The sequence below is a fragment of the Polynucleobacter sp. Latsch14-2 genome, from assembly GCF_018881925.1.
Lineage (GTDB): Bacteria > Pseudomonadota > Gammaproteobacteria > Burkholderiales > Burkholderiaceae > Polynucleobacter.
Genome location: NZ_JACVPL010000001.1, coordinates 339,189 through 364,974 on the forward strand (window position 1 = coordinate 339,189; position 25,786 = coordinate 364,974).

The window sequence follows — 25,786 nt, forward strand, 5'->3', positions numbered from 1 at the left end:
GAAGTTATATCAATGTTTCTTCAGGCAAACAAACGGTGTTCGCCGCTCGCAAAAAGATTGCTGATGCAACGACTACACAATTCTGGATGTTCGGTATTGCTGCCAACGTCTGCTGTGTGATGCCAGCAGCGCCCACATTTTTTATACTGACTACCGCGAACTAGAACCTCTAAGCCAGCATTGCTTAACTCTATATTGGCGCTAGAGGTGATAGTGACAAAGCGCAAGTCGTTACCCAATGAATGCAGGATTGCAAAGTCCGTATCACCTAATTTGATGGTGAGCTCTGCTTGTAGGGATGAGCCTACATTGCCTGCTTCACGTTCAATCTCAATGGCCTTGGTCACTTCGGAGCGGATCTCACGAATGCGATGCCATTTTTCTAGTAGTTGGGATGCTTGAGCAATTTCTGGGAAAGTGCCAAACTCTTCTATGAAGATAGACTCTGTCGGCTTCTCGTTAGACCCGTGGGGAAATGATTGCCAAGCCTCCTCGGCTGTGAAGGAAAGGAAGGGGGATAGCCACTTTAGCAAATTACGAGTGATGTGAAATAGTGCGCTTTGTGCAGCGCGACGATCTACTGAGTCAGGTGCACTGGTGTAGAGGCGGTCCTTAAGAATATCCAAATAAAAACCACCTAAATCCTCGGAGCAGAAGCTCAGCATGCGCGAAACTGCTGGCTGAAATTCATAAGCCTTGTAGTGGGCTTGAATATCACTTTGGAGTTGATTTGCCAAGGCAACTGTATAGCGATCAATTTCCAGCCACTGATCTGTAGGCACTGCATTCTTGCTTGGATCAAAATCAGAAAGGTTGGCAAGAAGGAAGCGCAAGGTATTGCGAATGCGGCGATAACTTTCGGTAACCCGCTTAAGAATCTCATCGGAGATCGTCATCTCGCCGGAGTAATCAGTAGAGGCTACCCATAGACGAATAATTTCTGCACCTAGTTTGTCGGCGACTTGTTGTGGAGCAATGACATTGCCTACAGACTTGCTCATCTTGCGGCCTTGACCATCAACAGTAAAGCCGTGCGTTAATAGCGCTTTATAAGGGGGCTTGCCATCAAGCATGGCACCAGTTAGGAGTGAAGAATGGAACCAGCCACGATGCTGGTCAGAACCTTCTAGGTAAAGGTCTGCAAAACGACCATTGGGTGTTTCTGCTTCGGCAGTCAATAGCTCATTGCGATGTGAGCCACGAATGACATGCCAGTGGGTTGTGCCAGAGTCAAACCAAACATCAAGGGTGTCACGATTTTTTTCATATTGACTTGCTTCGTCGCCAAGCAGTTCTACAACTTCTAGTTTTTGCCAAGCTTCAATCCCCTCTTTTTCAACACGTTTGGCAATTTCTTCAAGGAGCTCAACAGTCCGCGGATGTGGCTCACCACTTTCCTTGTGAACAAAAAAGGCCATCGGCACGCCCCATTGACGCTGACGTGACAAGGTCCAGTCTGGACGATTAGCGATCATGCTATGTAAGCGTTGTTTGCCCCAAGCCGGGAAGAACTCTGTGTTCTCAATTCCTGCTAAGGCGGTTTCGCGTAGGCTTGGATTGCCATCAGATGGTTTCTTATCCATGCTCGCAAACCACTGTGATGTAGCTCGATAAATAATTGGCGACTTATGCCGCCAGCAATGCATATATGAGTGGGTGTAAGTCTTATCTCTCAGGAGGCTGCCAGCTTCGCGCATGGCTTCCACAATCTTCGGATTGGCTTTCCAGATGTATTCATTGGCAAAGAGTGGCAGCCAAGAAGCATAGACACCGTTACCCATGACTGGGTTGAGAATATCTTTATCAGCTAATTGATGTGCTTTGCAGGATTTGAAGTCTTCTTCGCCATAGGCTGGAGCGGAGTGAACAATGCCTGTACCAGTATCTAGTGTGACGTACTCAGCGGTATAGATAGGTGAAAGGCGACGGTAGCCTTCATGCAGATTTGCCAATGGATGCCAGAAGGAAATATTTTCCAATGATCGACCCAAACAAGTTGCAATCACTTTGCCTTCGAGGCCGTAGTCTTGCAAGCAACCCTCAACGCGGTCCTGAGCGAGGATCAAAAGTTTCTCACCGGCATCGACTAAGGCATACGTTAGCTCTGGATGAACATTCATAGCTTGGTTAGCCGGAATAGTCCAAGGTGTTGTTGTCCAGATCACAATCTGACCAGGCTTATTAGGAAGCTCAGAGAGTCCAAATGCTTTGGCAAGTTGAGGGCGCTGCGTATCATCAAATGCAAAACCAACGTCGACAGTTGGATCTGTCTTATCTTGATATTCCACTTCAGCTTCTGCTAATGCTGAGCCACAATCAAAACACCAGTTCACTGGTTTCAAACCACGGAAGACATACCCTTTTTCCCAAATCTTGCCTAAGGCACGAATTTCATCCGCCTCATTGCGATAGTTCATGGTCAGGTAAGGATTATTCCAGTCGCCTAGAACGCCCAGGCGCTCGAAATCAAGCTTTTGCTTATCTACCTGCACTTGTGCATAGGCACGCGCTTTGGATTGCACTTCTGCAGTAGGTAAATTTTTCCCAAACTGTTTTTCAATCTGAATTTCAATCGGCATACCATGGCAATCCCAACCAGGTACATACACAGAATCAAAACCCAAGAGCCAGCGGGACTTCACAATCATGTCCTTGAGAATTTTATTTACGGCATGGCCAATATGAATATCGCCATTGGCATAAGGAGGGCCATCGTGCAGGATAAACTTTGGTTGATTGGCATGTGCCGCACGAATCTTTTCGTAGAGCTTATTTTTCTGCCATTGCGCAACCCATTGGGGTTCGCGTTTTGCAAGATCGCCCCGCATCGGGAATGACGTGTCGAGAAGATTGACGGGATAAGAGTTTTCTTTTTCAGACATAGATTTTTTTCTGGAAATAATTTCTGGCGTGCTCTGCATCTGCTGCAATAGCTTGTGTAAGAGTGTCGAGGCTATCGTACTTTGCCTCATCACGAATTTTTTCTAAGAGTTCGACGGTAATAATTTTCCCGTAAACATCTTTTTGGTAATCAAAGATATGAGTCTCTAGCAGAACACGGCCTTCGTCTTCAACAGTCGGCCTTACACCAAGGCTAGCTACCGCAGGAAGCGGTTTATCAGCCAGTCCAATCACCTGAGCAGTAAAGATGCCGCTAGTCGCAGGCTTGCGGTGGTGTAGATGACTGGCAACCGCCAGATTCAAGGTTGGGAAGCCTAAGGTGCGACCCAACTGTTGACCATGAATAACATGCCCAGAAATGCCATAGTGACGACCAAGCAATTTATTTGCTTGGGACATATCGCCATTGGCAAGAGCTGTGCGTAGTGCTGAGCTAGAAATACGCTCACCAGATTCTTGAATGGTGTGAATACTAGAAACTTCAAAGCCATACTTTTTCCCGGCGGCTTTAAGGCTTGCAAAATTACCGGCGCGCTTTGCGCCATAGCAAAAATCATCACCAATCAAAATCCATTTTGCGTTCAGACGCTTTACTAGAATTTCAGTGACAAATTCTTCCGGAGAGAGTTTGGCAAATGCGGCGTTGAAGTGCTCTACGACTACCCGCTCAATTCCGATATCAGCAAAGGCGGCTAACTTGTCACGTAAATTTAGAATGCGGGGTGGCGCTTGTTCTGGTGAGAAAAATTCTTTAGGGTGGGGTTCAAAAGTCATGACGCAGCTAACCAAACCTTTTTCTGTGGCACCCTTTTTCAGCTCTTCGAGCAGGGCGCGATGCCCCCTGTGCACGCCATCGAAATTGCCGATGGTTAAGGCACAAGCCGGTCCTGCAGAAAACTGGGTGGGGCCACGGAATACGTTCACAAAATCGCTTTCAGGGTAGCCTTGAATTATATTGTGGGCATGCCTTCTATCGTCACCTTAATCTCAGGCCGCGGATCTAATTTCGAGGCCATCGTCAAAATAGCCCAAAAAGAGCAGTGGCCAGTCAGGTTTGCCGGGGTAATCGCCAACCACTCAGCTGCTAAGGGCCTTGATTTTGCTCGCTCTCAGGGTATTCCGGCCTTCTCCATTGAGCACCGTGAGCATGCCACCCGAGAGTCTTTTGATGCAGCCCTCATTGCCAAGATTGATGAATTGGGTGCTGATTTAGTGGTTTTAGCTGGCTTTATGAGAATTTTGACCCCAGGCTTTATTCGTCATTTCGAGGGTAGATTGATCAATATTCACCCAGCCTTGCTCCCAGCTTTTCCTGGTTTGCACACCCACGAGCGTGCTTTAGAGGCCGGCGTGAAGGAGCATGGAGCCACTGTGCATTTTGTGACCGAAGGGGTTGATGAGGGCCCAATCATCTGTCAGGCCTCTATTCCAGTGCTCGAGGGGGATGACGCCGGCACTTTGGCAACGCGCGTTTTGGCTGCAGAGCATCAGATTTATCCGCGGGCCGTAAAATGGTTCCTTGATGGACGATTGCGAATAGAAGGTAATCAAGTGAAGCTTTCCCCCCCAGAGTCGCAATTATTTAAATTATGAGTAAAGAACGTTCATCCCGCGGAGCTGGCAGTAGCGCTAAATCTGGCTCCAGATCCAGCTCCAGCTCCAGACTAGGCCCTCAAAAAAGTTACGCTGCTAAATCAAGGGATCCACAACGCAGTACCGAGCGTCGCAATGCTAGTGGCAATCTTATTTCGCCTGTTGGGCAAAAGAATTTCTCCAACGCCAAGGCCTTGCCGCAACACGCGCTGCATTTAGAGCGCTTGCTTCCAGAGCTGTTGAGTTTTGAACAGCCAGCTGATCGGGTAGTGAGCCGCTATTTCCGCTCAGAGCCACAGCTCGGTAATCGAGATCGCGCCCTGATAGCTGAGAGCGCATTTGCTATTTTGCGTCGCAAGAACGAACTTTCTCAACTTGCCGTGAGCGGCGAAGGATCTCAAGCTAGACGCTTAGCCCTCTTGGGCTTGATGTCGGCCCTTACCGAGGGTGGACTTGGTTCCGCTAATCGCGCAGAGAGCGCAATCGCAGACTTGGCTCATGTTCTGAAGCCTGGCGAATACGAATGGTTGCAACACGTATCGACTATTGATCGAGCTACCTTAAATCCACTCGTTCGCAACAATTTGCCTGAATGGCTTTGGGATGCATTTGGTAAATATCCTGGTGAAGGAGCGCGTGAGGAGCTTGCAAAGTCTTTAATGCAGCCAGCCTTACTTGATTTACGCGCCAACACCATGAAGACAACTCGTGAACAATTGCTTGCGGAGATGAATGCCTTAGGCGGACGCTATCAAGCTATTCCAACACCTTATGCGCCCGATGGTGTTCGCATCATGGGTAAGCCTGCTTTGCAGAACACCGTTGGCTTCAAAGCTGGCATGTTTGAAGTGCAGGATGAAGGCAGTCAATTGCTGTCCTATCTGCTTTCCCCTAAGCGTGGCGAGATGGTTGTCGACTTCTGTGCTGGTGCTGGCGGCAAGACTTTGGCCATTGGAGCACTCATGCGCTCTACAGGGCGTTTATATGCTCTTGATACATCAGAGCGTCGCTTGGCTAACTTAAAGCCAAGGCAAGCCCGTAGTGGCCTCTCAAACGTACATCCCGTTTGGATTGACAGCGAGAACGATGCCAAGATCAAACGCCTAGCAGGAAAGATTGACCGAGTTCTAGTTGATGCCCCCTGTAGTGGTATGGGTACCCTCAGGCGCAATCCCGATCTTAAATGGCGTCAAACTCCAGCTGGACTTTTGGAGTTAAACATAAAGCAAGCCAATATTTTGTCTTCAGCTAGCCGCCTACTTAAGCCTGGTGGCCGACTGGTTTATGCCACTTGTAGCCTTTTGCCCCAGGAAAATCAGGCCATTGCAGAAGCTTTTCTGTTGAAGCACCCTAATTTTGAGGTCGTTCCGGCAGCTGAAGTTTTAAAGCCCCTCTTTCCAAAAGAGGTATTGCCTATTGGCTGTAGCTCCGATAACCCTTGGTGGCAGTTATGGCCACATATTCATGGGACAGATGGTTTCTTCGGCGCTGTATTCCAACGGAAGGCATCCGCACCAGCGTTGGATGGCGATACAGTAGTGCTAAAAGAGAAAAAAGTGAAAGCGAAGAAGGTCGAGAAGGCTGAGAAGAATTAAAATGAAGCTTTAGACCTCCTGAGGAATCTCCTTTTGAATACAGCTTCAGTTTCCAGTTTTGACTTATTACTTAATTGGTTTGCTCACGGTTACTTAAGTTGGTCTTGGTGGCAAATTTTAGTTTTTACTTTAATTGCTACCCACATCACTATTGCTGGCGTGACCATCTTCTTACATCGCTGCCAGGCGCATCGCGCCTTAGACCTTCACCCCATTGCATCCCATTTTTTCCGCTTTTGGCTGTGGCTCACAACCGGAATGGTAACCAAAGAATGGGCGGCAATTCACCGCAAGCATCATGCTAAATGTGAGACCGTTGATGACCCACATAGTCCGCAAGTATTGGGTATCAAAACTGTCCTCTCTCGTGGCGCTGAATTGTACAAAAAAGAGGCTGGTAATTCAGAAACCTTAAGCAAGTTTGGGCATGGCACGCCAGATGATTGGATTGAGAATAATATTTATTCTCGGTTTTCTTGGCAGGGTGTTGCTTTGATGCTCATCATCGATGTGTTTTTGTTTGGTGGGATTGGCCTAACAGTGTGGGCAATACAAATGTTGTGGATTCCGATCACAGCTGCCGGCATTATTAATGGTATTGGACACTACTGGGGATATCGCAATTACGACTGCGAAGATGCTTCGACTAATATTTTCCCCTGGGGAATTTTGATTGGCGGCGAGGAGCTGCATAACAATCATCACACTTTTGCTACGAGCGCCAAGCTTTCTAATAAATGGTACGAATTTGATATTGGCTGGCTCTATATTCAGATTATGAGTGCGATTGGTCTAGCCAAGGTAAAGAAGACTTCACCTAAACCAGTACTCAGTGATCTAAGACCAGCAGACCAAGGGACTCTCGAGGCTGTCATTGCTAATCGCTATGAAATCATGGCCCGTTATAGCAAGACTTTGCGTAGCTTCTTTAGTAATGAAGTTCAACATATGCAAGTTTTGGCTTCCCACCTGAAAGATGCACGCACTTGGCTGGGCAAGGACGAGACCCGTTTAAGTGAAGAAGAAAAAGCAAAACTTGAAGAATTAATTGCCAGTAATGCACAGTTGCGTAAGATGATTGAGATGCGTCGTGATCTTCAGGCTATTTGGGGGCGCTCTAATGCAACTGGTGAGCAGTTGTTAGCGCAGTTACATGTTTGGTGTCAGCGTGCCGAGGACAGTGGTTTATCGAGTTTGCGTGACTTCTCTTTAAGATTGCGTCGCTACGCATAATGTAGCCCAATCATCGACAATAAAAAACCCGCTGAAGTAGCGGGTTTTTTATTTGCTGCAAGTCAGTAAATTACTTGAGCTTTGTTTCTTTATAAGCAACGTGCTTGCGAATGGTTGGATCGAACTTCATGATCTCCATTTTCTCAGGCTTTGTACGCTTGTTTTTTGAAGTGGTATAGAAGTGACCAGTACCAGCTGATGACTCTAATTTGATTTTTTCTCTGCCGCCTTTAGCCATTTGTGTGCTCCTTAAATTTCGCCGCGTGCACGAAGATCAGTCAAAACAGCATCGATGCCATTTTTGTCGATTACGCGCAAACCAGCATTGGTTAAGCGCAAGCTAATCCAACGGTTTTCAGATTCAACCCAGAAACGGCGGTTTTGCAGATTAGGCAAAAAGCGACGCTTTGTTTTATTGTTTGCATGGGATACATTGTTGCCAACCATCGGCTTCTTCCCAGTGACTTGGCAAACTTTTGCCATGACGTGACTCCATTAATTGCGAAAAAAGAAGATTGTATCAGGCTAAGCCCCATTTGATCCACCCCCAATGCGCTTTAGTTTTGGCTTGCGCTAGGTTAAATGCCAATATCAGCCTTAAATCAATCAATAAGTTAGTATTTACTATCATTAATCATCATTGTTTATAAGACCTGAATCTGAAAATGAGAAAAATCCACTACCACTTACAATGCAATGATCAAGGAGGGGGATATCGACCCATTGCAAGGCATTTTTCAGGGTTTGTGTAAGGTTTTGATCGGCTACGCTTGGAAGGGGGTTCCCGCTGGGGTGGTTATGGGCCACGATCATAGCGCTGGCATTCCTGGCTAATGCCTCTTTCAGGATTTCTCGGGGGTAGACTGCGGTCTGGGTAATTGAGCCCCTAAAAAGTTCCTGACACTCGATCAAGTGATGCCGAGAGTCAAGATAAAGGCATAAAAAGACTTCGTGGGGTAGGCGCCCAATTTTTGCCTGTAAAAACTCTCGGACATGCAATGGGGATAAAAAAATGGAGTCCTGGGCCAAGCCTTCCTCTAGACTCCGCTTCACTAGCTCGTAGGCTGCTTGTATTTGCGACCACTTCGATAGGCCCATCCCATGGATTTGCGTCAACTCCTCTGGGCTGGAGTTCATTAATTTGGGCAGGCTTCCAAAATGATGCAGCAAGTCTTCAGCGAGGGCGACAGCAGATTTGCCTTGGACCCCAACCCTCAAAAAAATGGCCAATAACTCGGCATCACTTAAAAAAGCAGCTCCGTGAGCGCGGAGTTTCTCTCGTGGACGTTCTGTTTTGGGCCAATCCGAAATTGGGGAATGCAGGGTTTCCGCAGGCCTAGATACAATTACCTTATGACTAAGCTTACGGTTTTGCCTAATTCCTATTTGACCCTCAACTATCGGCTGACTTTGCCCAATGGGGAGGATTACATCAATACCTTTATTGACCGCCCTGCGACGGTGATGATGGGATCTGGACAATTTGCTCCTTGTTTTGAAAAAGTATTGTTGGGTTTGGGTGTAGGTGAAAAAAAGAACGCACTGCTTTCGCCTGAAGAAAGTTTTGGGGCACGTAAAGACGAGCTAGTGCAATGGGTGTCTTTGAATGCGCTGAAAGAGGGGCGCGATGATGATGTGGAATTTCATCCTGGAGATGTGATTGAGTTCAATGCTCCAGGCGGCGCTCAATATGCCGGCGTCTTGCAATCCATTAATGAGGAGGGTGCTTGGTTCGACTTCAATCACCCATTGGCCGGCAGGCCGGTGACCTTTGAAGCCCAAATTATTGCCATTCTTTAAATCAACATGAGCAATCAAGACACCGCAGAGATTTTGATGGCCCAGCCTCGTGGGTTTTGTGCGGGGGTGGATAGGGCGATCAATATTGTTAATGAAGCGCTGACGCGTTTCGGTGCGCCAATTTATGTGCGCCATGAAATTGTGCATAACGTATATGTAGTTAACGAGTTGCGTGAGAAGGGTGCGGTCTTTGTAGAGGAGTTGCATGAAGTTCCTAAGGGCGGAATTGTGGTGTTTAGTGCCCATGGAGTGTCTCAAGATGTGCGTAGGGATGCTGAAGCGCGTGGTCTGCAGATATATGACGCAACCTGTCCCTTGGTGACTAAGGTGCATCTCGAAGTCGTCAAGATGTGCAAAGATGGCTTTACTGTGTTGATGATTGGTCATGCGGGACATCCTGAAGTCGAGGGCACGATGGGCCAAGTGAAAGAGGGTGTATTTTTGATTGAGAGGGTGGCTGATGTAGCAGGCTTGCCTTTTGCGGCGGATGAAAAAATAGCGTTTGTAACGCAAACCACTCTTTCTGTGGATGAAACAAAAGAAATTGTTAAGGCACTTACCGAAAAGTTTCCCAAGATTGTTCAGCCTCGCAAGCAAGATATTTGTTATGCCACTCAGAATCGTCAAGATGCTGTGAAATTTATGGCACCTCAGGTCGAGATAGTGATTGTGGTCGGGAGTGCGATGAGCTCTAACTCCAATCGCTTGCGAGAGTTAGCTGAAAAATTGGGCGTGCCTTCCTACATGGTGGATGCGCCGGAGCAGTTAAAGCCGGAATGGTTTGTGGGTAAGAGAAGGGTGGGATTAACTGCAGGGGCTTCTGCTCCTGAGAGTTTGGCTCAAGCCATCGTTAACCGTATCCAAGAATTCGGTCCTAGACAGGTTCGCAACCTGGATGGTGTTGTAGAGGACGTAATATTTTCATTGCCTAAAAACTTAGTGATCTAAAGTATTTACAGAAGGAGTTGTGGATGAGTAATGCAAAAACAAAATTGCTTAATAGCGCACTAGGCGCGTCAGTCGCAACATTGCTAATGCTCAGCGGCTGTGGAAGGGACGGAGATAAAGCTGCTGCAATTCCTAGCGATGCTACAGAGGTCAAGATTGGCCATGTTGCACCATTGACTGGGCCGATTGCACACTTGGGTAAAGATAATGAAAATGGCGCACGACTTGCTTTGGAGGAGATCAATAAGGCAGGTCTTATTATCGATGGCAAAAAAGTCGTTTTGACTTTAGTGCCTGAGGATGATGCAGAGGATCCAAAAACAGCAACCCAAGTTGCCCAGAAATTAGTTGATGAAAAAGTCGTCGGCGTTGTTGGGCATTTGAACTCTGGTACTAGTATTCCGGCATCCAAAATTTATAGCGATGCCGGTATTACTCAAATCTCTCCATCATCTACCAATCCTGACTATACCAAGCAGGGCTTCAAAACAACGTACCGCTTAGTAGCGACTGATGCGCAACAAGGCCCGGCTTTAGCTAACTATGTAACAAAAACCTTGCATGCAAAAACGGTTGCCATTGTTGATGACTCTACTCAGTATGGCAAAGGTTTGGCTGATGAGTTTGAAAAAACGATCAGAGCTGCCGGTGTCCAGGTGGTTACTCGTGAGGCTAGCAATAACAAGGCCACGGACTTCAAGGCGATTTTGACTAAAGTGAAGGGCACTAAACCCGATGTCATTATGTATGGCGGCATGGATGCAACCGGCGGCCCATTAACTAAGCAAGCGGCCGAACTCGGAATTGTTGCAAAAGTGGTTGGTGGTGATGGTATGTGTACGGAAAAATTAGCTGAGCTTGCCGGTGATGCAGTGGTCAATGTAGTTTGTTCTGAAGCTGGCATGGCTCTTTCGAAAATGGCGCAAGGCGCCGACTTCCAAAAGCGCTACAAGGCACGCTTTAATTCTGAAGTGCAAATTTATGCGCCATTTACCTATGATGCTGTTTATGTTTTGGTTGATGCAATGAAGCGTGCAAACTCTACCGATCCTGCGAAAATTTTGAGCACAATGCCAGGCACTAAAATGACTGGCCTGGTCGGTAATATTGCCTTTGATAACAAGGGTGATATGAGAGAAGGCATTATTACCTTGTACGACTTCAAAGACAAAAAGAAATCGGTTCTTGATATCGTGAAGATGTAAGAGGCCTTAACTACAACAGCACCGAGGGTGCTGTTTTTTTGACCTCATGTAGCTCTTTATTTAACTACTCATTGAATCCATGGACATTCTCCTTCAGCAGATTATTAATGGCTTAGTGCTTGGTAGCATTTATGCCCTGATCGCTTTGGGTTACACCATGGTGTACGGCGTACTTGGGATTATTAATTTCGCCCATGGTGAAGTGCTGATGATTGGTGCGATGGTCTCCTTGTCTTTGCTGCGCTTGATTCTGAGCCTTACTGCTGATCTACCAGGATGGCTAACGCTCTTAATTATTTTGCCGGTAACGATGGCGGTCTGTGCTGCCCTCAGTTATTGGATTGAGCGAATCGCCTACCGTCCATTGCGTAATGCCCCACGCTTAGCCCCCTTGATCTCCGCTATTGGAATGTCTATTCTGCTACAAACCATTGCGATGATGATTTGGTCGCGCAATCCCATGACTTATCCACAATTGCTGCCATCTAGCCCTATCGAAGTTTTTGGTAGCGGTGCAACCATTACTGGCAAGGAGATTGTCATCATTGCGGTTGCGCTACTGGTGATGTGTGGTTTATTGTTCTTGGTGGAAAAAACAAAGCTAGGTAGAGCCATGCGCGCTACGGCTGAGCAAACGCAAATCGCAGCATTGATGGGGGTCAATCCTAATCGTGTGATTTCCATTACCTTTATGTTGGGCGGCGCCTTAGCTGGTCTTGCTGGTGTAATGATTGCGAGCAACTACGGCAACGTGCATTTCTATATGGGATTTATTCCAGGTCTCAAAGCCTTTACTGCCGCTGTCTTAGGGGGGATTGGAAATTTACAAGGTGCTATGTTGGGCGGCCTGCTTTTGGGATTAATTGAGTCCTTGGGCGCTGGCTATATTGGTGACTTAACTGGAGGCGTTTTTGGCTCGAACTATCAGGATATCTTCGCTTTTCTCGTGCTGATCTTGGTTTTGGTGCTGCGTCCTACGGGATTGCTTGGCGAGAAAGTGTCTGATCGTGCTTAATCGCCACAGGCAGAACCGTCAATCTACCTATTTGTGGCTCGGAGCACTTGCACTCATTTTGCTTCCTTGGGTTATTGGGGCAAGTGGTGGTAACTATTGGGTTCGGGTTTTGGATTTTGCTTTGCTCTACATTGTTTTGGCTTTGGGTCTTAATGTTGTCGTAGGCTTTGCCGGTTTACTGGACTTAGGTTACATCGCTTTTTATGCATTGGGTGCTTATAGCTATGCTTTGTTGGCTTCCCCACATTTACCGCAACATTTTGAATCCATTGCCGCAGTCTTTCCAGCAGGCATGCATTTTTCACCTTGGTTTGTTGCAGTATTTGCCATTATTTTGGCTGCTTTATTCGGTATCATTTTAGGTCTGCCTACCCTGCAGTTGCGAGGCGATTACCTGGCTATTGTGACTTTGGGTTTCGGAGAAATTATTCGTATCTTTATGAATAATCTTGATCGCCCGCTGAACCTGACTAATGGTCCCAAGGGTATTACAGCAATTGATCCAATTCAGTTATTCGGTATTAATTTTGCCAAGACCTTGGATTTGGGTTTTATCAAGATGCCAGGCTTGTATCTTGTGTTTTATCTTTTTGCATTACTGGCTATTGGCGTGGCAATAGTTTGCTTGCATTTACAAAATTCCCGTATTGGTCGTGCGTGGGTTGCCATTCGTGAGGATGAGATTGCCGCTAAGGCCATGGGCATTAATACTCGCAATATGAAGTTATTGGCTTTTGCGATTGGCGCTTCATTTGCTGGTATTGCTGGCGTACTCTTCTCTGCTTTTCAGGGCTTTGTCTCGCCTGAGTCATTTACGCTTTGGGAATCGATTGTGGTGTTGGCGATGGTAGTTTTGGGTGGAATCGGGCACATACCTGGAGTGATCCTAGGCGCCATCTTATTAGCGGTATTTCCTGAGGTTTTGCGTGGTGTGGCACAACCTGTGCAGAATTTTCTATTTGGTCAAGTCCTAGTTGATGTCGAGGTGATTCGTCAATTGATCTATGGCTTGGCTTTAATTCTGGTCATGCTGTATCGCCCTGGCGGCATTTGGCAGAAGCGGAGTTCATTATGACTTTGCTATTGGATGTCGCAGACGTGTCTAAACGTTTTGGTGGTGTGCAGGCCTTGGAGAATGTCGGCCTGCAAGTTCCACACGGATCGATTGTGGGCTTAATTGGCCCTAATGGTGCCGGTAAGACCACTTTCTTTAATGTAATTACTGGCCTCTACCCTGCTGATGCCGGTATCTTTTTATTCGATGGGTTGCCCTATTCCCCAGAGTCTGTTGCTAAAGTCACTAAAGCTGGATTGGCTAGAACATTCCAGAACATTCGGCTCTTTGGTGAAATGACTGTTCTTGAAAATGTGATGGTGGGTTGCCATTGCCGATCTAAGGCTGGACTACTCGGTGCCATATTTCGATTTCCATCTACTAGGCGAGAGGAGTCGGCTATTCGTCAAAAATCACTTTCATTGCTGGCGTATGTTGGTTTGAGTGAGTTTGCACAAATGCAGGCGCGCAACCTGTCTTACGGTCATCAGCGGCGTCTTGAGATCGCTCGAGCCTTGGCGACAGAGCCGCAACTCTTAGCCTTAGATGAGCCTGCTGCGGGTATGAACGCCACTGAAAAATTAGAGCTTCGTCAGCTGCTCTTACGTATTCGGACGGATGGCATCACGATCTTGCTGATTGAGCATGATGTTAGTTTGGTGATGGGAATCTGTGACAGCTTGACTGTCTTAGACTATGGCAAGGTGATTGCTACAGGTAAGCCAGCAGATGTGCGCACTCATCCAGAAGTCATTCGTGCTTATCTTGGTCAGGGGGCTGTGTAATGACTTCTTCTCCCATTTTAAAAGTGCAGAATTTGAAAGTGGCTTACGGCGGTATTAACGCTGTTAAGGGAATTGATTTTCAGGTGGGAGAAGGTGAGTTAGTCGCCTTGATCGGCGCGAACGGAGCGGGCAAGAGTTCCACACTTAAGGCGATTGCCGGATTGCTCAGCCCAGCAGCTGGTGAGGTGGAATTTAATCGGCAGCAGACAAAAGCCATGCCTGCATATGAATTGGTCAAGCTAGGCTTAGGTTTGGTTCCTGAAGGTCGTGGTGTTTTTAAGCGTATGACTATCTTAGAGAATTTACAGATGGGCGCATTTCTTAAGGTTGATGCCAAGGCATTTGAGCATAAGTTGGAAGAAGTCTACTTCTACTTCCCAAGATTAAAAGAACGTGTGCATCAGTTAGCGGGAACCTTATCCGGTGGTGAGCAACAGATGGTGGCGATGGGTAGGGCAATGATGGCTGAGCCCAAGTTATTGTTGTTAGATGAGCCGTCTATGGGTTTGTCGCCCATCATGGTCGAGACCATCTTTGATGTGATTCGTAATCTTGCCCATAAGGGCATGACAATACTTTTGGTCGAACAAAATGCACGTTTAGCACTGCAAATGGCTGATCGAGCCTATGTAATGGAAAGTGGTTTGATTACGCTGAGTGGCGCAGGCAAAGTGCTTTTGCAAGACCCACGCGTAAGGACTGCTTATTTAGGTGAGTAGGCGGCCTAGTTATCGGCTGATGGGCTCAGACTACTTGCTTTAACAATTCACGCAAGATGCTGCACATCTGACGAATTTCATCATCAGAGACATTGAGTGCCGGCATAAAGCGCAATAGATTCGGTCTTGGTGAGTTAATGAGCAAACCTTCTGGGCTGCGATCACGCGCTAGGTCTACCAATTTTCCACCAACGTCCTTGCTAAGCATGAGGGCGCGTAAGAGACCCTCGCCACGTTCGCCTTTAAGACCAAATTCTTCAGAGAGAGCAAGGAGTTCAGAGCGCAGTAATTGGCCTTTGGCTTTGACGGAGTCTAAAAACCCTGGGGCTAATAGTTGCTCAATTACGCTAATGCCAACTGCAGTCATTAATGGATTGCCATTGTAAGTGCCGCCTTGGTCGCCAGGAACAAAGCAAGCGACTGCATCCGTTGCCATGAGTGCTGCGAGTGGCACGCCCCCACCAATACCTTTTCCTAAGGTCATGATGTCAGGCTCAATGCCGTAATGCTGATAAGCAAATAGAGTGCCTGTGCGACCGCAGCCTGCTTGCACCTCATCGACGATCAGGAGGATATTATTTTCTTTGGTGAATTTGCGCAGGCTTGTCATAAATTCTGCGCTGGCTGGAATGACGCCGCCTTCGCCTTGAACAGGCTCAATCATGACTGCCACAGTTTTATCCGTAACCAGTTTTTTGACTGAGTCCAAATCATTAAGGTCTGCCTTGGGAAAGCCTGAAACTTGTGGGGCAAACATAGTGTCCCAGCCCGGCTTACCAGAGGCGCTCATGGTGGCAAGTGTACGACCATGAAAGCTGTGATCAAAAGTGATAATTTCAAAAGCGCCAGACTTATTAAGTTGACCCCATTTACGTGCCAACTTAATGGCACCTTCGTTTGCTTCAGCACCGCTGTTAGCAAAGAAAACTTTATCAAAGCAGCTATTGTTTGTCAGTAGATTCGCAAGGTGAATCATCGGCTCGTTGTAGAACGCCGGGCTTGGATTAATGAGTTTCTTGGCTTGGGCATTGATCGCTTCAATCATGCCGGGGTTGCCATGCCCCAGGCAATTGACCGCCCAGCCTTGCAAGAAGTCCAAATAGCGCTTGCCGTTGTTATCCTTTAACCATGAGCCTTGCCCCTCAACCATGACCAATTCAGGTCTTTGGGTGATGAACATGATGGAGCGGGAATCTACGGACTGGGCTGGCTTATTCATTCTGATAACTGTCTGCAACGGTTAAATGGAGAAAGGAATTTATTATCCCGCAAGATCTGCTGCGCTAGTAAAGGAATCTGAGAAGAATTCTTCCTCGGGCAGATGACATTGTGACGAAAGGTCCTGGCGTGCAGCATTGACCATTACTGGAGCTCCACAAGCGTATACCTGGAAGTTTGTGAGGTTTGGATGGTCAGCCATGACGGCGTGATGAACAAGGCCGCTACGACCGTTCCAGGCGTCTTCAGGAAGCGCATCAGAAATCACCGGGATATATTTAAAGTTAGGCAAGTCTTTGGCCCACGCCTCACATAGGTTGTTCAGGTAGAGATCGCTCGGTCGGCGTCCTCCCCAATAAAGGGAGATCGGCTTTTGAATCTTTTTCGCCTGCATTTGTTCGATGATGGATTTAATCGGGGCAAATCCAGTGCCAGCCGCCAAGAAGATAATCGGCTTCTTAGAGTCCTCTCTTAGGAAGAAGCTGCCTAGCGGGCCTTCAAAACGCAGAATATCTTTTTCTTTCAGCGCTGGTTCTTTTGCCCCAAAGACAAAATCGGTAAAGAGTCCGCCTGGTAGATGACGAATATGCAGCTCTAGGGGGCCCTCTTGCTCAGGCGCATTGGCAATCGAGTATGCCCGGCGTTGACCATCTTTGAGTAGAAACTCTAGATACTGGCCTGCTAAGAACTGAAAGCGCTCAGAAGCGGGCAACTGCAGTTTCAGAATAGCCACATCGCTGCTGGGTTTGGTGATGGTATTCACACGACATGGAACTTTACGAATGGCTATATCTCCTGACCCTTGGACTTCCCGAGCCTCAATAAGCAAGTCTGACTGAGGGTGGGCGCAGCAAAATAAAGTAGAGCCAGCAGTTTCATCAGCACGTGACATGGCGCTTTCGCTATGCTGGCCATGGGTAACTTGACCCTCTAGGACTTTGCCTTTGCAAGATCCGCAGGCACCATTTTTACAGCCATAAGGCAGGTTGATATTTTGGCGCAGAGCAGCCTCTAGGATGGTTTCATCCTGATTTACAGTAAATTGTTTGCCGCTCGTTTTGAGCGTGACTTGGTAGGGCACTCTCGTTCCTTTCAATAAATCATTACGATGTTACTTATGCAATCTTTTGGTAAACCTCGAATCCTGATCATAGGCTGTGGCGACATTGGTCTCAGAGTAGCTCAGCAGCTCTGTCGGAGCTATCGCGTTTTTGCTCTAACGTCACAGCAAAGCCGTTTTCAGGAGTTAAGGGGGCTTGGTATCACTCCTATTTTGGGGAACTTAGATAAGCCAGAGAGTCTCTGGCGCTTAAGTGGTTTGGCGGAAACCGTGATTCATTTAGCTCCACCCCAAAATCAAGGTCATCGTGATAGCCGAACCCGTAACCTGATCCGAATTTTAGCCCAAGGACCTGCCAGCATCAGGCGCCTTATTTATGTGAGCACCACTGGGGTCTACGGCGATCATCAGGGCGGTCGCGTATCTGAAATAACGCCAGTAAACCCCCAAAGCGAGCGTGCTAGACGCCGAGTGGATGCGGAGCATGTCTTACGTTTATGGGGCCCTGCCCACGGGGTTGCAATCACTATTTTGCGAGTGCCTGGTATTTATGCCGAGAATCGCCTCCCGATTGAACGTTTACAAGCAAAGACACCAGCGTTATTAGCGCAGGAGGATGCTTTTTCCAATCATATTCAGAGTGATGATTTGGCTCGCTTGGTTTGTGCTGCGGTATATCACGGTAAACCCCAGAGAATCATCAATGCCTGTGATGGTGGTGAAACTAAGATGGGCGATTACTTTGATGAGGTGGCAGATGCATTTGGTTTGGAGCGCCCTAAACGCATGTCCGGGGCTCAATTGCAGAAAATAGTCAGCCCAATGTTGTGGTCGTTCATGCGTGAATCTAGGCGCGTAACCAACACTCGACTGCCCGAGCTCAAAACCCCACTACGCTATCCCAGTGTGAGAGTATTTTTGAAGACTATTTCCAGGAGTCCTTCAGACCAACAGAGCGATTGAAGACTGGCTTGCCTGGCTTGGAATCGGATTGGTCCGCGACAAAATAGCCGTGACGTTCAAACTGAAAGCGATCTTCTGCTTTGGCATCTTTCATGCAGGGCTCTAGGTATGCGGTAATTATTTTTTTGGAGTTTGGATTAATCGCATCCAAGAAGTTCTTATCGCCGCTATCAGGGTGCGGGTCGGCGAAGAGATGGTCGTAGATGCGTACTTCAGCAGGAATAGCTTCAGCCGCACTCACCCAATGAATATTGCCTTTAACTTTGTAATTATTTGACCCTGCCGTACCGCTCTTGCTATCGGGAAAGTGAGTTGCATTGACTTGGATGATATTGCCAGACGCATCACTCTCAAAGCCCGTGCACTCGATAACGAAGCCATGGCGTAGACGAACACGACCACCAGGCTGATCGCCGATTGGTGGATATAGCCTGAAGAATCCCTTAATAGGTTCCTTCATAAAGTCGTCTGCTTCAATCCACAACTCACGGGTGAAATTGAATTCACGATTACCCCATTCAGGATGCTGAGGATGGCGGGGTGCTGAACAGGGCTCGCTAGTTGCGCCATCAAAATTTTCAATGACTAGTTTGAGGGGTTTGAGTACGGCAGTAGCCCGTGGTGCTCTAGCTTCTAGATCATCGCGCAAGGCTTGCTCCAGCGTGCTCATATCAATCCAGCTATCTGCTTTCGAGACTCCAATGCGTTCACAGAACAAACGAATACTTTCTGGGGTGTAGCCTCTACGACGTATGCCTACTATGGTTGGCAAACGCGGGTCATCCCAACCCTCGACATGATTCTCTTCCACCAGTTGCAGCAACTTACGTTTACTGGTGATGGTGTAAGTTAAATTGAGGCGGGCGAATTCATATTGATGCGGCACCGGGTTCTTGAAGATGCCCAACTCTCTTAATGAGCTCACAATCCAGTCATAGAGTGGGCGATTATTTTCAAACTCTAAAGTACAGATCGAGTGCGAAACATTCTCTAGTGCGTCAGAAATACAGTGGGTGTAATCGTATAAAGGATAGATACACCACTTGCTGCCAGTGCGATGATGAGCGGTATGCCGAATGCGATAGACGACTGGATCACGCATGACAATATTGGGGTGCGCCATATCAATCTTGAGGCGCAGAACATGTTCCCCATCTTGAAATTTACCATCACGCATCTCGCGAAAGAGTGTCAAATTTTCTTCTGGTGTGCGGGCGCGGTAGGGGCTATTTTTTCCAGCTTGCCCAAAGTTGCCGCGATTGGCGTGAATGTCATCAGCACTTTGGCTGTCAACATACGCCTTCCCATTTTGAATCAGAATTTCAGCAAACTCATACAGGCGATCAAAGTAATCGCTGGCGTGATAAAGGTGATCTCCCCAGCTAAATCCTAGCCATTTCACAGCATCCAAGATACTGTCGGCGTACTCAATGTCCTCTTTGACAGGGTTGGTGTCATCCAGGCGCATGTTGCAACGGGCGCCACCTGGCAATACGTTGTAGTCAGCCGCTAGACCAAAGTTCAGGCAAATACTTTTGGCGTGACCAATATGCAGATAGCCATTAGGCTCCGGTGGAAAGCGGGTAATGATTGATGGAATAGGTAAATTAGCCAAATCAGTCCGCTGGTTAAAGGCGCCGCTTGCTAAGTCATGATCAATGATCTGACGTAAAAAATTGGAGGGCTCGGCTATTGCGCCGGGAGCTGCTTTGGATGGTTTGCTATCTTGGGACATGCTGCCATTGTAGAGAAAAGCCTTTGCCCATAAAGAAAAAGCCCGCAAACTGCTGCGGGCTCGTTTCTACTAAGGCTTTGAAGATTAATCTTCTACGAAAGCCTCTTCGCGGGTTTTCTTAACCGCTGGCAACGCCACGATCACCACCAAGAGGGCTGATGCAATCAGCAATCCAAGGGAGAGTGGGCGAGTCAGGAAGGTTGTGAAGTCACCACGGGAGAGCAACAAAGCGCGACGGAAGTTCTCCTCCATCATTGGCCCAAGAACGAAACCGAGGAGCAATGGAGGGGGTTCGCAACCGAGTTTGAAGAACAGGTAGCCGATCAAGCCAAAAGCTGCGGTTACATAAACGTCAAATACGGTGTTGTTCACGGTGTATACGCCGATACAGCAGAACACCAAAATCGCTGGATACATGAAGCGATAAGGAATCTTCAGGAGCTTGACCCAAATACCAATCAAAGGCAAGTTCAAGAGAATCAACATCACGTTACCGATCCACATGGAAGCGATCAGACCCCAGAACAAGGCTGGGTTGCTTGTCATTACCTGTGGGCCTGGCTGAATGTTGTGAATAGTCATCGCGCCAACCATCAGTGCCATCACAGCGTTTGGTGGAATACCCAAAGTCAGCAATGGAATAAACGATGTTTGAGCAGCAGCATTATTAGCAGACTCTGGGCCTGCTACACCCTCAATTGCGCCTTTACCAAACTCATGACTGTATTTAGAAGATTTCTTTTCAACAGAATAAGCACCAAAAGCAGCCAAGGCAGCACCGCCGCCTGGCAAGATACCCAAGATCGAACCAATCGTCGTACCGCGCAAGATGGAAGGAATCATGCGCTTCACGTCTTCCTTAGTAGGAATCATAGTGGTCATCTTATTGAGGAAGCCTTCGTCCTCATCGGTCTTCTCAAGGTTATTCATGATCTCTGCAAATCCGAATACGCCCATCGCAACAGCAACGAAGCCGATACCATCACTTAATTCAGGGATGTCAAAAGCATACCGTGATACGCCAGAGTTAACGTCGGTTCCGATTAGTCCCATTAACAAGCCTAATACGATCATGCCGATTGCTTTAACCAATGAGCCGGAGGCAAGAACCACTGCACCAATTAACCCTAATACCATTAGGGAGAAGTATTCAGCAGGGCCAAATTTAAATGCCAGTTGGGAGAGTGGCGCAGCAAAGGCCGCTAAAACGAGTGTAGCTACGCAACCTGCAAAGAATGAGCCCATACCAGCGGTAAAGAGAGCAACGCCCGCTCGACCGTTTCGGGCCATCTGATAGCCATCAATCGCCGTCACCACCGAGGAGGTTTCACCTGGGATGTTGAGCAAAATCGCAGTGGTGGAGCCGCCGTACTGGGAGCCGTAGTAAATACCAGCCAACATGATCAATGCGGCAATTGGAGGCAAAGCATAGGTTGCTGGCAAAAGCATCGCAATCGTTGCAATTGGGCCAAGACCAGGAAGAACGCCGATCAAGGTGCCAAGTACGCAACCAATCAGGCAGTAAAGAAGGTTTTGCAGCGTAAACGCTGTATCGAAACCGAGGGCTAAATTAGCAAATAAGTCCATTTTTCAGAGTCCTGGTCCGTTAGTTTTGTAGAAAGATTGGAAGTAATGGGAACTGAAGTTTCAGACCCAAAACAAACACGGAATATGTAAATACGATGAGGAAGGTGGCGTTTACCAGGGTGCCTTTCCAATGGAATTCGTGACTAGCGCTGGCAGACATAAATACCAAAACCGCTACAGCCACAATGAAGCCCATCGTTGGTAATAGAACTCCGTAAAGGATAACCGACCCAGTAATAAGGGCAATGATTCTCCAGTTAAAAGCAGGAATCTTTTCAATAGCTGCCTTAGCGCTCAGTGACTTAATAAAAATCAGCAGACCAAGGGCTGTCATGAGTAAGCCTAGCCAGAATGGGAAGTAGCCAGGACCCATTTTGGCGGCAGTACCCATTTGGTATTGCAAAGCTACAACGGTAAAGAAGAGGCCGATGATCATGTACATGATCCCTGCGCCAAAATCTTTTTGATTGCGTATTTTCAACTTGCGCTCCTTGTTTATCGACATTTTTGCCGATTTATTTATCAATGTTGAGCGATTGTAAGGCAGAAATGGGGGGTCTTGTCTAGCGTTTGCCCTAGCCTGGTGCCAATGCGATAATTATTAGCTATGAAAGTCTCCCAAATTCGCCAGGCTTACCTGGACTTCTTTGCCGCAAAAGGCCACCAAATCGTCCCTTCTAGCCCTGTGGTTCCGGGTGATGACCCCACACTCCTCTTTACAAATGCGGGGATGAACCAGTTTAAGGATGTATTTCTGGGCTTTGATAAGCGCCCTTATACCCGTGCCACGACTGCTCAGAAATGCATTCGTGCTGGTGGAAAGCACAATGACTTGGATAACGTGGGCTATACGGCTCGCCACCATACCTTTTTTGAGATGCTGGGAAATTTCTCTTTTGGGGACTATTTTAAGAAAGATGCCATTCAATTTGCCTGGGATTTGCTAACCGAAGTATTTAAGCTCCCCAAGGAGAGGCTCCTAGTCACGGTTTATGCCGAAGACGAAGAGGCGTATGCCATTTGGAAGGACCAAATTGGGGTTCCCGCTGATCGCATTATTCGGATAGGCGATAACAAAGGCGCACGCTATGCTTCCGATAATTTTTGGATGATGGGCGATACAGGCCCGTGCGGCCCTTGTACTGAGATTTTTTATGATCATGGCGAGCATATTCCTGGCGGCCCTCCTGGCAGTCCAGATGAAGATGGTGATCGCTTTATTGAGATTTGGAACAACGTGTTCATGCAGTACAACCGCGATGAAGCGGGCAATATGCATCCCTTGCCTAAGCCAAGCGTTGATACCGGCATGGGCCTTGAGCGTATTGCTGCAGTTTTGCAGCACGTTCACTCAAACTATGAGATCGACCTCTTCGTTAATTTATTGAAGGCTGCCAAAGAGGCAGTAGATGCTGCTGGCGGTGAAAACTGCGATGCCGAAAGCCCGTCACTTAAAGTCATTGCCGACCATATTCGAGCGTGTAGTTTTGTAGTAGTAGATGGCGTGATCCCTGGTAATGCTGGTCGTGGCTATGTTCTGCGCCGTATTGCTCGTCGTGCGATCCGTCATGGTTATAAATTGGGTGCGCGCAAACCATTCTTTTATCAACTGGTTCCAGCGCTCGTTAAAGAAATGGGTGAAGCGTATCCAGAACTACGTGCCGCGCAAGATAAGGTTGGAGAAGTGCTTAAGCAAGAAGAAGAACGCTTCTTTCAGACAATTGCTAATGGTATGGAAATATTGGAAGGCGCTTTGGCCGGCGGTGCAAAAGTCGTCGACGGAGAAACTGCATTCCGTTTACATGACACCTTTGGCTTTCCATTGGATTTGACGGCGGACGTTTGCCGTGAGCGTGACGTTACTGTAGATGCGCAGGGTTTTGAAGTGGCAATGCAAAAACAGCGCGACCAAGCTAGGGCTGCAGGCAAGTTTAAAGTTGCCCAAGGCTTGGAGTACTCGGGTAAGCCTACGCAATTCCATGGTTATGACAGCCTTAAGCACACGGACGCAAAAATTACCGCCTTATATCTAGATGGCTCATCAGTCTTGTCGATCAAGGCCGGTGACGCAGCAGTGGTGGTGTTGGATAACACCTCCTTTTATGCAGAGTCTGGTGGCCAGGTTGGAGATCAAGGCGAGCTACGCAATGACGGTGCGCGTTTTACAGTGGAAGACACCTTCAAAATTCAAGCGGATGTATTTGGTCATCAAGGTGAGGTGGCTGAAGGGGAGCTTAAGGTGGGTGATTCCATCAATGCTCTGGTCGATGTTCAGCAAAGAACAGAGACAATGCGCAACCATAGCGCAACCCATATTCTTCATAAAGCATTGCGTGAGGTCTTGGGCGACCATGTTCAGCAAAAGGGCTCTTTGGTCGACTCGAGTAAAACCCGTTTTGACTTTACTCATAACGCACCCATTACTACTGCCCAGATTCGCCAAGTGGAAGATATTGTCAATCTTGAGATTTTGACCAATGCCGCAACTTCAGCAAAAGTAATGTCTTTAGATGACGCACAAAAGACTGGCGCAATGATGTTATTTGGTGAGAAGTACGGCGATGAGGTAAGGGTACTCGAGATTGGAAGCTCTAAAGAGCTTTGCGGTGGTACGCACGTTGAGCGTACTGGCGACATTGGCAGCTTGAAGATTGTTTCTGAGAGTGGTGTAGCAGCTGGTATTCGTCGCGTTGAGGCTGTGACAGGGCAAAATGCTTTGCATTTCTTGCAAGATCTAGAAGACAAGATTAACGAAGCCGCTGCTGTACTCAAGACTCATCCTGGAGATCTAGTGAATCGCGTGACACAGTTGCAAGAAAGCTTGCGCCAAGCTGAGCGCGAGTTAGAAAAGGTCAACTCTAAATTTGCAGCTAGCCAAGGGGATGAATTGGCTACCCAGGCCGTGGATGTGAATGGTATTAAGGTATTAGCTGCGCGCTTAGATGGTGCCGATGCGCAAGTCTTACGAGAAACCATGGATGCACTCAAAGTAAAACTCAAGACTGCGGCCATTGTGTTGGCTTCGGTGCAAGGTGAGAAGGTCAGTTTAGTTGCTGGTGTGACTGCCGATGCGATTGGTAAGGTGAAGGCTGGCGATCTTGTAAATTTTGTTGCTTTGCAGGTGGGTGGTAAAGGTGGTGGCAAAGCGGAAATGGCAATGGCCGGAGGCAATAATCCTGCAGCTCTAGGCGCAGCTTTAGCGGGTGTAAAAGATTGGGTTGCTAGCAAATGACCGATATCAGCAACATCGCATTTAACGCAGAGGTAGACGCTATTGGCATGAACTGCCCTCTCCCTATTTTGCGCACCAAGAAAGCTTTAGCAACGATGCAGTCAGGCGAGGTATTAAGAATTAAAGCTACTGACTCAGGTGCTGCTCATGACTTCCCTGCCTTTGCTAAACAGACAGGGAATGAGTTGATTGCCACCGCGAATGAGGGCAATGTCTTGGTTTTCTTCCTAAAGAGAAGATAGACCGCTTAGCCTAAAGAGCGACTCTTTAAGTAAGCAGCAAAATCTTCTTTCACTTCTGGGTGACGCAAAGCAAATTCCACAGATGCTTTGAGATAGCCCAGCTTGCTTCCGCAGTCATAGCGAACGCCATCGTATTCATAAGCAAATACAGGCTCTTCTTTTAACATGGCGGCGATAGCGTCAGTGAGCTGAATTTCTCCGCCGGCTCCTGGCTTCAGGTTCCGGATATGAGCAAAGATATTCGAAGATAAGACATAGCGACCCACTACCGCTAGATTAGAGGGGGCATCTTTGGGTTGGGGTTTCTCGACCATGCCATTGAGCCTGTAAATTCCTTTGGCCACTTCATTTCCGGAAACGATGCCATAAAAACTACTCTTAGCTGGATCAATCTTTTCTACCGCCAATACTGAACCATTTTGCTCATCAAAGACTTTAAGCATTTGCTTGAGCACTGGTGGTTGCCCATCTAATAAATCATCGGCCAGAATAATGGCAAAGGGTTCATCGCGCACCAATTTCTCGGCACACAAAACGGCATGACCTAGGCCCAGAGCCTCTGGTTGGCGAACATACACACAATCAACATGGCTGGGTTTGACGCTGCGAACAATTTCCAGCAATTCTTTTTTGTTCTTGGCTTCTAGCTCGGCTTCCAATTCATAGGCTTTATCGAAATGGTCTTCAATCGCGCGCTTACTGCGACCGGTGACAAAAATCATTTCAGTAATGCCTGCGGCAATCGCCTCCTCAACTGCATACTGAATCAGCGGCTTATCAACTACATTGAGCATTTCTTTGGGGCTAGCCTTGGTGGCTGGCAAGAAGCGGGTGCCAAGGCCAGCAACTGGAAAAACTGCTTTTGTGACGGCTTTGGTTGATAAAGGCATATTGATCCCAA

At 47.6% G+C, this 25,786-nt stretch carries 24 protein-coding genes; 13 read left to right on the forward strand and 11 right to left on the reverse strand.

Annotated features, from left to right (window positions below; genetic code table 11):
* Positions 1-20: 20 nt before the first annotated feature.
* Together ileS and ICN46_RS01770 are read right to left on the reverse strand one after the other, a co-directional pair.
* Entirely contained in the window at positions 21-2,900 is a 2,880-nt protein-coding gene (gene ileS / locus ICN46_RS01765) for an isoleucine--tRNA ligase (RefSeq protein ID WP_370625469.1), read from the reverse strand.
* Positions 2,875-3,825 (reverse strand): bifunctional riboflavin kinase/FAD synthetase, encoded by a 951-nt coding sequence (locus ICN46_RS01770; RefSeq protein ID WP_216203861.1) that lies wholly within the window; start codon positions 3,823-3,825, stop codon positions 2,875-2,877. The genes ileS and ICN46_RS01770 overlap by 26 nt, the downstream gene beginning before the upstream one ends.
* A 39-nt stretch (positions 3,826-3,864) precedes the next feature.
* Between ICN46_RS01770 and purN the strand changes: the two genes are divergently transcribed.
* Genes purN through ICN46_RS01785 form a run of 3 tightly spaced genes read left to right on the forward strand, consistent with a single transcriptional unit; the run spans position 3,865 to position 7,322 of the window.
* Positions 3,865-4,494, forward strand: coding sequence for a phosphoribosylglycinamide formyltransferase (purN, locus tag ICN46_RS01775; RefSeq protein ID WP_216203863.1), 630 nt, complete (start codon positions 3,865-3,867; stop codon positions 4,492-4,494).
* Positions 4,491-6,089, forward strand: a complete 1,599-nt coding sequence (locus ICN46_RS01780) for an RsmB/NOP family class I SAM-dependent RNA methyltransferase (protein WP_255538686.1) — start codon at positions 4,491-4,493, stop codon at positions 6,087-6,089. The genes purN and ICN46_RS01780 overlap by 4 nt, the downstream gene beginning before the upstream one ends.
* 33 nt (positions 6,090-6,122) lie before the next feature.
* Entirely contained in the window at positions 6,123-7,322 is a 1,200-nt protein-coding gene (locus ICN46_RS01785) for a DesA family fatty acid desaturase (protein WP_216203865.1), read from the forward strand.
* Between the two features lie 70 nt (positions 7,323-7,392).
* On the opposite strand, the gene rpmG is transcribed toward ICN46_RS01785, so the two are convergent.
* From rpmG to radC, 3 genes are all read right to left on the reverse strand, one after another.
* Complete coding sequence (gene rpmG / locus ICN46_RS01790; protein ID WP_015421876.1) at positions 7,393-7,560, reverse strand: 50S ribosomal protein L33; 168 nt, start codon at positions 7,558-7,560, stop codon at positions 7,393-7,395.
* Positions 7,561-7,571: 11 nt separating this feature from the next.
* On the reverse strand, positions 7,572-7,805 hold the full coding sequence (gene rpmB, locus ICN46_RS01795; protein ID WP_088526345.1) for a 50S ribosomal protein L28: 234 nt from the start codon (positions 7,803-7,805) through the stop codon (positions 7,572-7,574).
* Between the two features lie 147 nt (positions 7,806-7,952).
* Positions 7,953-8,633 carry a RadC family protein gene (radC, locus tag ICN46_RS01800; RefSeq protein WP_216204013.1) on the reverse strand — a complete coding sequence of 227 codons (681 nt, stop codon included), beginning with the start codon at positions 8,631-8,633 and terminating at the stop codon, positions 7,953-7,955.
* Positions 8,634-8,675: 42 nt separating this feature from the next.
* Here radC and ICN46_RS01805 point away from each other — a divergent pair, with 42 nt between their 5' ends.
* From ICN46_RS01805 to ICN46_RS01835, 7 genes are all read left to right on the forward strand, one after another.
* Positions 8,676-9,122, forward strand: a complete 447-nt coding sequence (locus tag ICN46_RS01805) for an FKBP-type peptidyl-prolyl cis-trans isomerase (RefSeq protein ID WP_216203866.1) — start codon at positions 8,676-8,678, stop codon at positions 9,120-9,122.
* Positions 9,123-9,128: 6 nt separating this feature from the next.
* The gene (gene ispH, locus ICN46_RS01810; protein WP_216203868.1) at positions 9,129-10,070 is read left to right on the forward strand and encodes a 4-hydroxy-3-methylbut-2-enyl diphosphate reductase; all 942 of its coding nucleotides are present in this window, start codon (positions 9,129-9,131) and stop codon (positions 10,068-10,070) included.
* 86 nt (positions 10,071-10,156) lie between these two features.
* Entirely contained in the window at positions 10,157-11,275 is a 1,119-nt protein-coding gene (locus ICN46_RS01815; protein WP_370625470.1) for a branched-chain amino acid ABC transporter substrate-binding protein, read from the forward strand.
* A gap of 79 nt (positions 11,276-11,354) precedes the next feature.
* Positions 11,355-12,290 carry a branched-chain amino acid ABC transporter permease gene (locus ICN46_RS01820; RefSeq protein WP_216203872.1) on the forward strand — a complete coding sequence of 312 codons (936 nt, stop codon included), beginning with the start codon at positions 11,355-11,357 and terminating at the stop codon, positions 12,288-12,290.
* Between the two features lie 31 nt (positions 12,291-12,321).
* Positions 12,322-13,365, forward strand: coding sequence for an ABC transporter permease subunit (locus ICN46_RS01825; protein WP_255538700.1), 1,044 nt, complete (start codon positions 12,322-12,324; stop codon positions 13,363-13,365).
* Positions 13,362-14,129, forward strand: a complete 768-nt coding sequence (locus ICN46_RS01830) for an ABC transporter ATP-binding protein (protein ID WP_216203874.1) — start codon at positions 13,362-13,364, stop codon at positions 14,127-14,129. The genes ICN46_RS01825 and ICN46_RS01830 overlap by 4 nt, the downstream gene beginning before the upstream one ends.
* Entirely contained in the window at positions 14,129-14,848 is a 720-nt protein-coding gene (locus ICN46_RS01835; RefSeq protein ID WP_216203876.1) for an ABC transporter ATP-binding protein, read from the forward strand. The genes ICN46_RS01830 and ICN46_RS01835 overlap by 1 nt, the downstream gene beginning before the upstream one ends.
* Positions 14,849-14,873: 25 nt before the next feature.
* On the opposite strand, the gene ICN46_RS01840 is transcribed toward ICN46_RS01835, so the two are convergent.
* Together ICN46_RS01840 and ICN46_RS01845 are read right to left on the reverse strand one after the other, a co-directional pair.
* Positions 14,874-16,067, reverse strand: a complete 1,194-nt coding sequence (locus ICN46_RS01840) for an acetylornithine transaminase (RefSeq protein ID WP_216203878.1) — start codon at positions 16,065-16,067, stop codon at positions 14,874-14,876.
* A gap of 42 nt (positions 16,068-16,109) precedes the next feature.
* Positions 16,110-17,147, reverse strand: a complete 1,038-nt coding sequence (locus ICN46_RS01845) for a CDP-6-deoxy-delta-3,4-glucoseen reductase (protein ID WP_216203880.1) — start codon at positions 17,145-17,147, stop codon at positions 16,110-16,112.
* Positions 17,148-17,183: 36 nt separating this feature from the next.
* On the opposite strand from ICN46_RS01845, the gene ICN46_RS01850 reads away from it, so the two are divergent.
* A complete protein-coding gene (locus tag ICN46_RS01850) occupies positions 17,184-18,089 on the forward strand; it encodes an SDR family oxidoreductase (protein WP_216204017.1) in 906 nt (301 codons plus the stop codon).
* Here the strand turns inward: ICN46_RS01850 and ICN46_RS01855 are convergent.
* The 3 genes from ICN46_RS01855 to ICN46_RS01865 all read right to left on the reverse strand — a co-directional run bounded on the left by ICN46_RS01855 (position 18,052) and on the right by ICN46_RS01865 (position 21,916).
* Complete coding sequence (locus ICN46_RS01855; protein WP_216203882.1) at positions 18,052-19,824, reverse strand: glutamine--tRNA ligase/YqeY domain fusion protein; 1,773 nt, start codon at positions 19,822-19,824, stop codon at positions 18,052-18,054. The two genes, ICN46_RS01850 and ICN46_RS01855, sit on opposite strands and share 38 nt — an antisense overlap.
* Positions 19,825-19,908: 84 nt before the next feature.
* The gene (locus ICN46_RS01860; RefSeq protein WP_216203884.1) at positions 19,909-21,411 is read right to left on the reverse strand and encodes a tripartite tricarboxylate transporter permease; all 1,503 of its coding nucleotides are present in this window, start codon (positions 21,409-21,411) and stop codon (positions 19,909-19,911) included.
* A 19-nt stretch (positions 21,412-21,430) separates the two neighbouring features.
* A complete protein-coding gene (locus ICN46_RS01865) occupies positions 21,431-21,916 on the reverse strand; it encodes a tripartite tricarboxylate transporter TctB family protein (protein WP_255538687.1) in 486 nt (161 codons plus the stop codon).
* 102 nt (positions 21,917-22,018) lie between these two features.
* On the opposite strand from ICN46_RS01865, the gene alaS reads away from it, so the two are divergent.
* Both alaS and ICN46_RS01875 read left to right on the forward strand, forming a co-directional pair.
* Entirely contained in the window at positions 22,019-24,643 is a 2,625-nt protein-coding gene (gene alaS / locus ICN46_RS01870) for an alanine--tRNA ligase (RefSeq protein WP_216203886.1), read from the forward strand.
* Positions 24,644-24,657: 14 nt separating this feature from the next.
* A complete protein-coding gene (locus ICN46_RS01875) occupies positions 24,658-24,885 on the forward strand; it encodes a sulfurtransferase TusA family protein (protein ID WP_216204021.1) in 228 nt (75 codons plus the stop codon).
* 5 nt (positions 24,886-24,890) lie between these two features.
* Here the strand turns inward: ICN46_RS01875 and galU are convergent, their stop codons facing one another.
* The gene (gene galU / locus ICN46_RS01880; protein ID WP_216203888.1) at positions 24,891-25,775 is read right to left on the reverse strand and encodes a UTP--glucose-1-phosphate uridylyltransferase GalU; all 885 of its coding nucleotides are present in this window, start codon (positions 25,773-25,775) and stop codon (positions 24,891-24,893) included.
* Positions 25,776-25,786 lie beyond the last annotated feature (11 nt).

Coding starts and splice junctions, on each gene's coding strand:
- purN (WP_216203863.1), top strand. CDS start 3,865: ATGCCTTCTATCGTCACCTTAATCTCAGGCCGCGGATCTAATTTCGAG.
- ICN46_RS01780 (WP_255538686.1), top strand. CDS start 4,491: ATGAGTAAAGAACGTTCATCCCGCGGAGCTGGCAGTAGCGCTAAATCT.
- rpmG (WP_015421876.1), bottom strand. CDS start 7,560: ATGGCTAAAGGCGGCAGAGAAAAAATCAAATTAGAGTCATCAGCTGGT.
- rpmB (WP_088526345.1), bottom strand. CDS start 7,805: ATGGCAAAAGTTTGCCAAGTCACTGGGAAGAAGCCGATGGTTGGCAAC.
- ICN46_RS01805 (WP_216203866.1), top strand. CDS start 8,676: ATGACTAAGCTTACGGTTTTGCCTAATTCCTATTTGACCCTCAACTAT.
- ispH (WP_216203868.1), top strand. CDS start 9,129: ATGAGCAATCAAGACACCGCAGAGATTTTGATGGCCCAGCCTCGTGGG.
- ICN46_RS01815 (WP_370625470.1), top strand. CDS start 10,157: ATGCTCAGCGGCTGTGGAAGGGACGGAGATAAAGCTGCTGCAATTCCT.
- ICN46_RS01820 (WP_216203872.1), top strand. CDS start 11,355: ATGGACATTCTCCTTCAGCAGATTATTAATGGCTTAGTGCTTGGTAGC.
- ICN46_RS01830 (WP_216203874.1), top strand. CDS start 13,362: ATGACTTTGCTATTGGATGTCGCAGACGTGTCTAAACGTTTTGGTGGT.
- ICN46_RS01835 (WP_216203876.1), top strand. CDS start 14,129: ATGACTTCTTCTCCCATTTTAAAAGTGCAGAATTTGAAAGTGGCTTAC.
- ICN46_RS01840 (WP_216203878.1), bottom strand. CDS start 16,067: ATGAATAAGCCAGCCCAGTCCGTAGATTCCCGCTCCATCATGTTCATC.
- ICN46_RS01850 (WP_216204017.1), top strand. CDS start 17,184: ATGCAATCTTTTGGTAAACCTCGAATCCTGATCATAGGCTGTGGCGAC.
- ICN46_RS01855 (WP_216203882.1), bottom strand. CDS start 19,824: ATGTCCCAAGATAGCAAACCATCCAAAGCAGCTCCCGGCGCAATAGCC.
- ICN46_RS01860 (WP_216203884.1), bottom strand. CDS start 21,411: ATGGACTTATTTGCTAATTTAGCCCTCGGTTTCGATACAGCGTTTACG.
- ICN46_RS01865 (WP_255538687.1), bottom strand. CDS start 21,916: ATGTCGATAAACAAGGAGCGCAAGTTGAAAATACGCAATCAAAAAGAT.
- alaS (WP_216203886.1), top strand. CDS start 22,019: ATGAAAGTCTCCCAAATTCGCCAGGCTTACCTGGACTTCTTTGCCGCA.
- galU (WP_216203888.1), bottom strand. CDS start 25,775: ATGCCTTTATCAACCAAAGCCGTCACAAAAGCAGTTTTTCCAGTTGCT.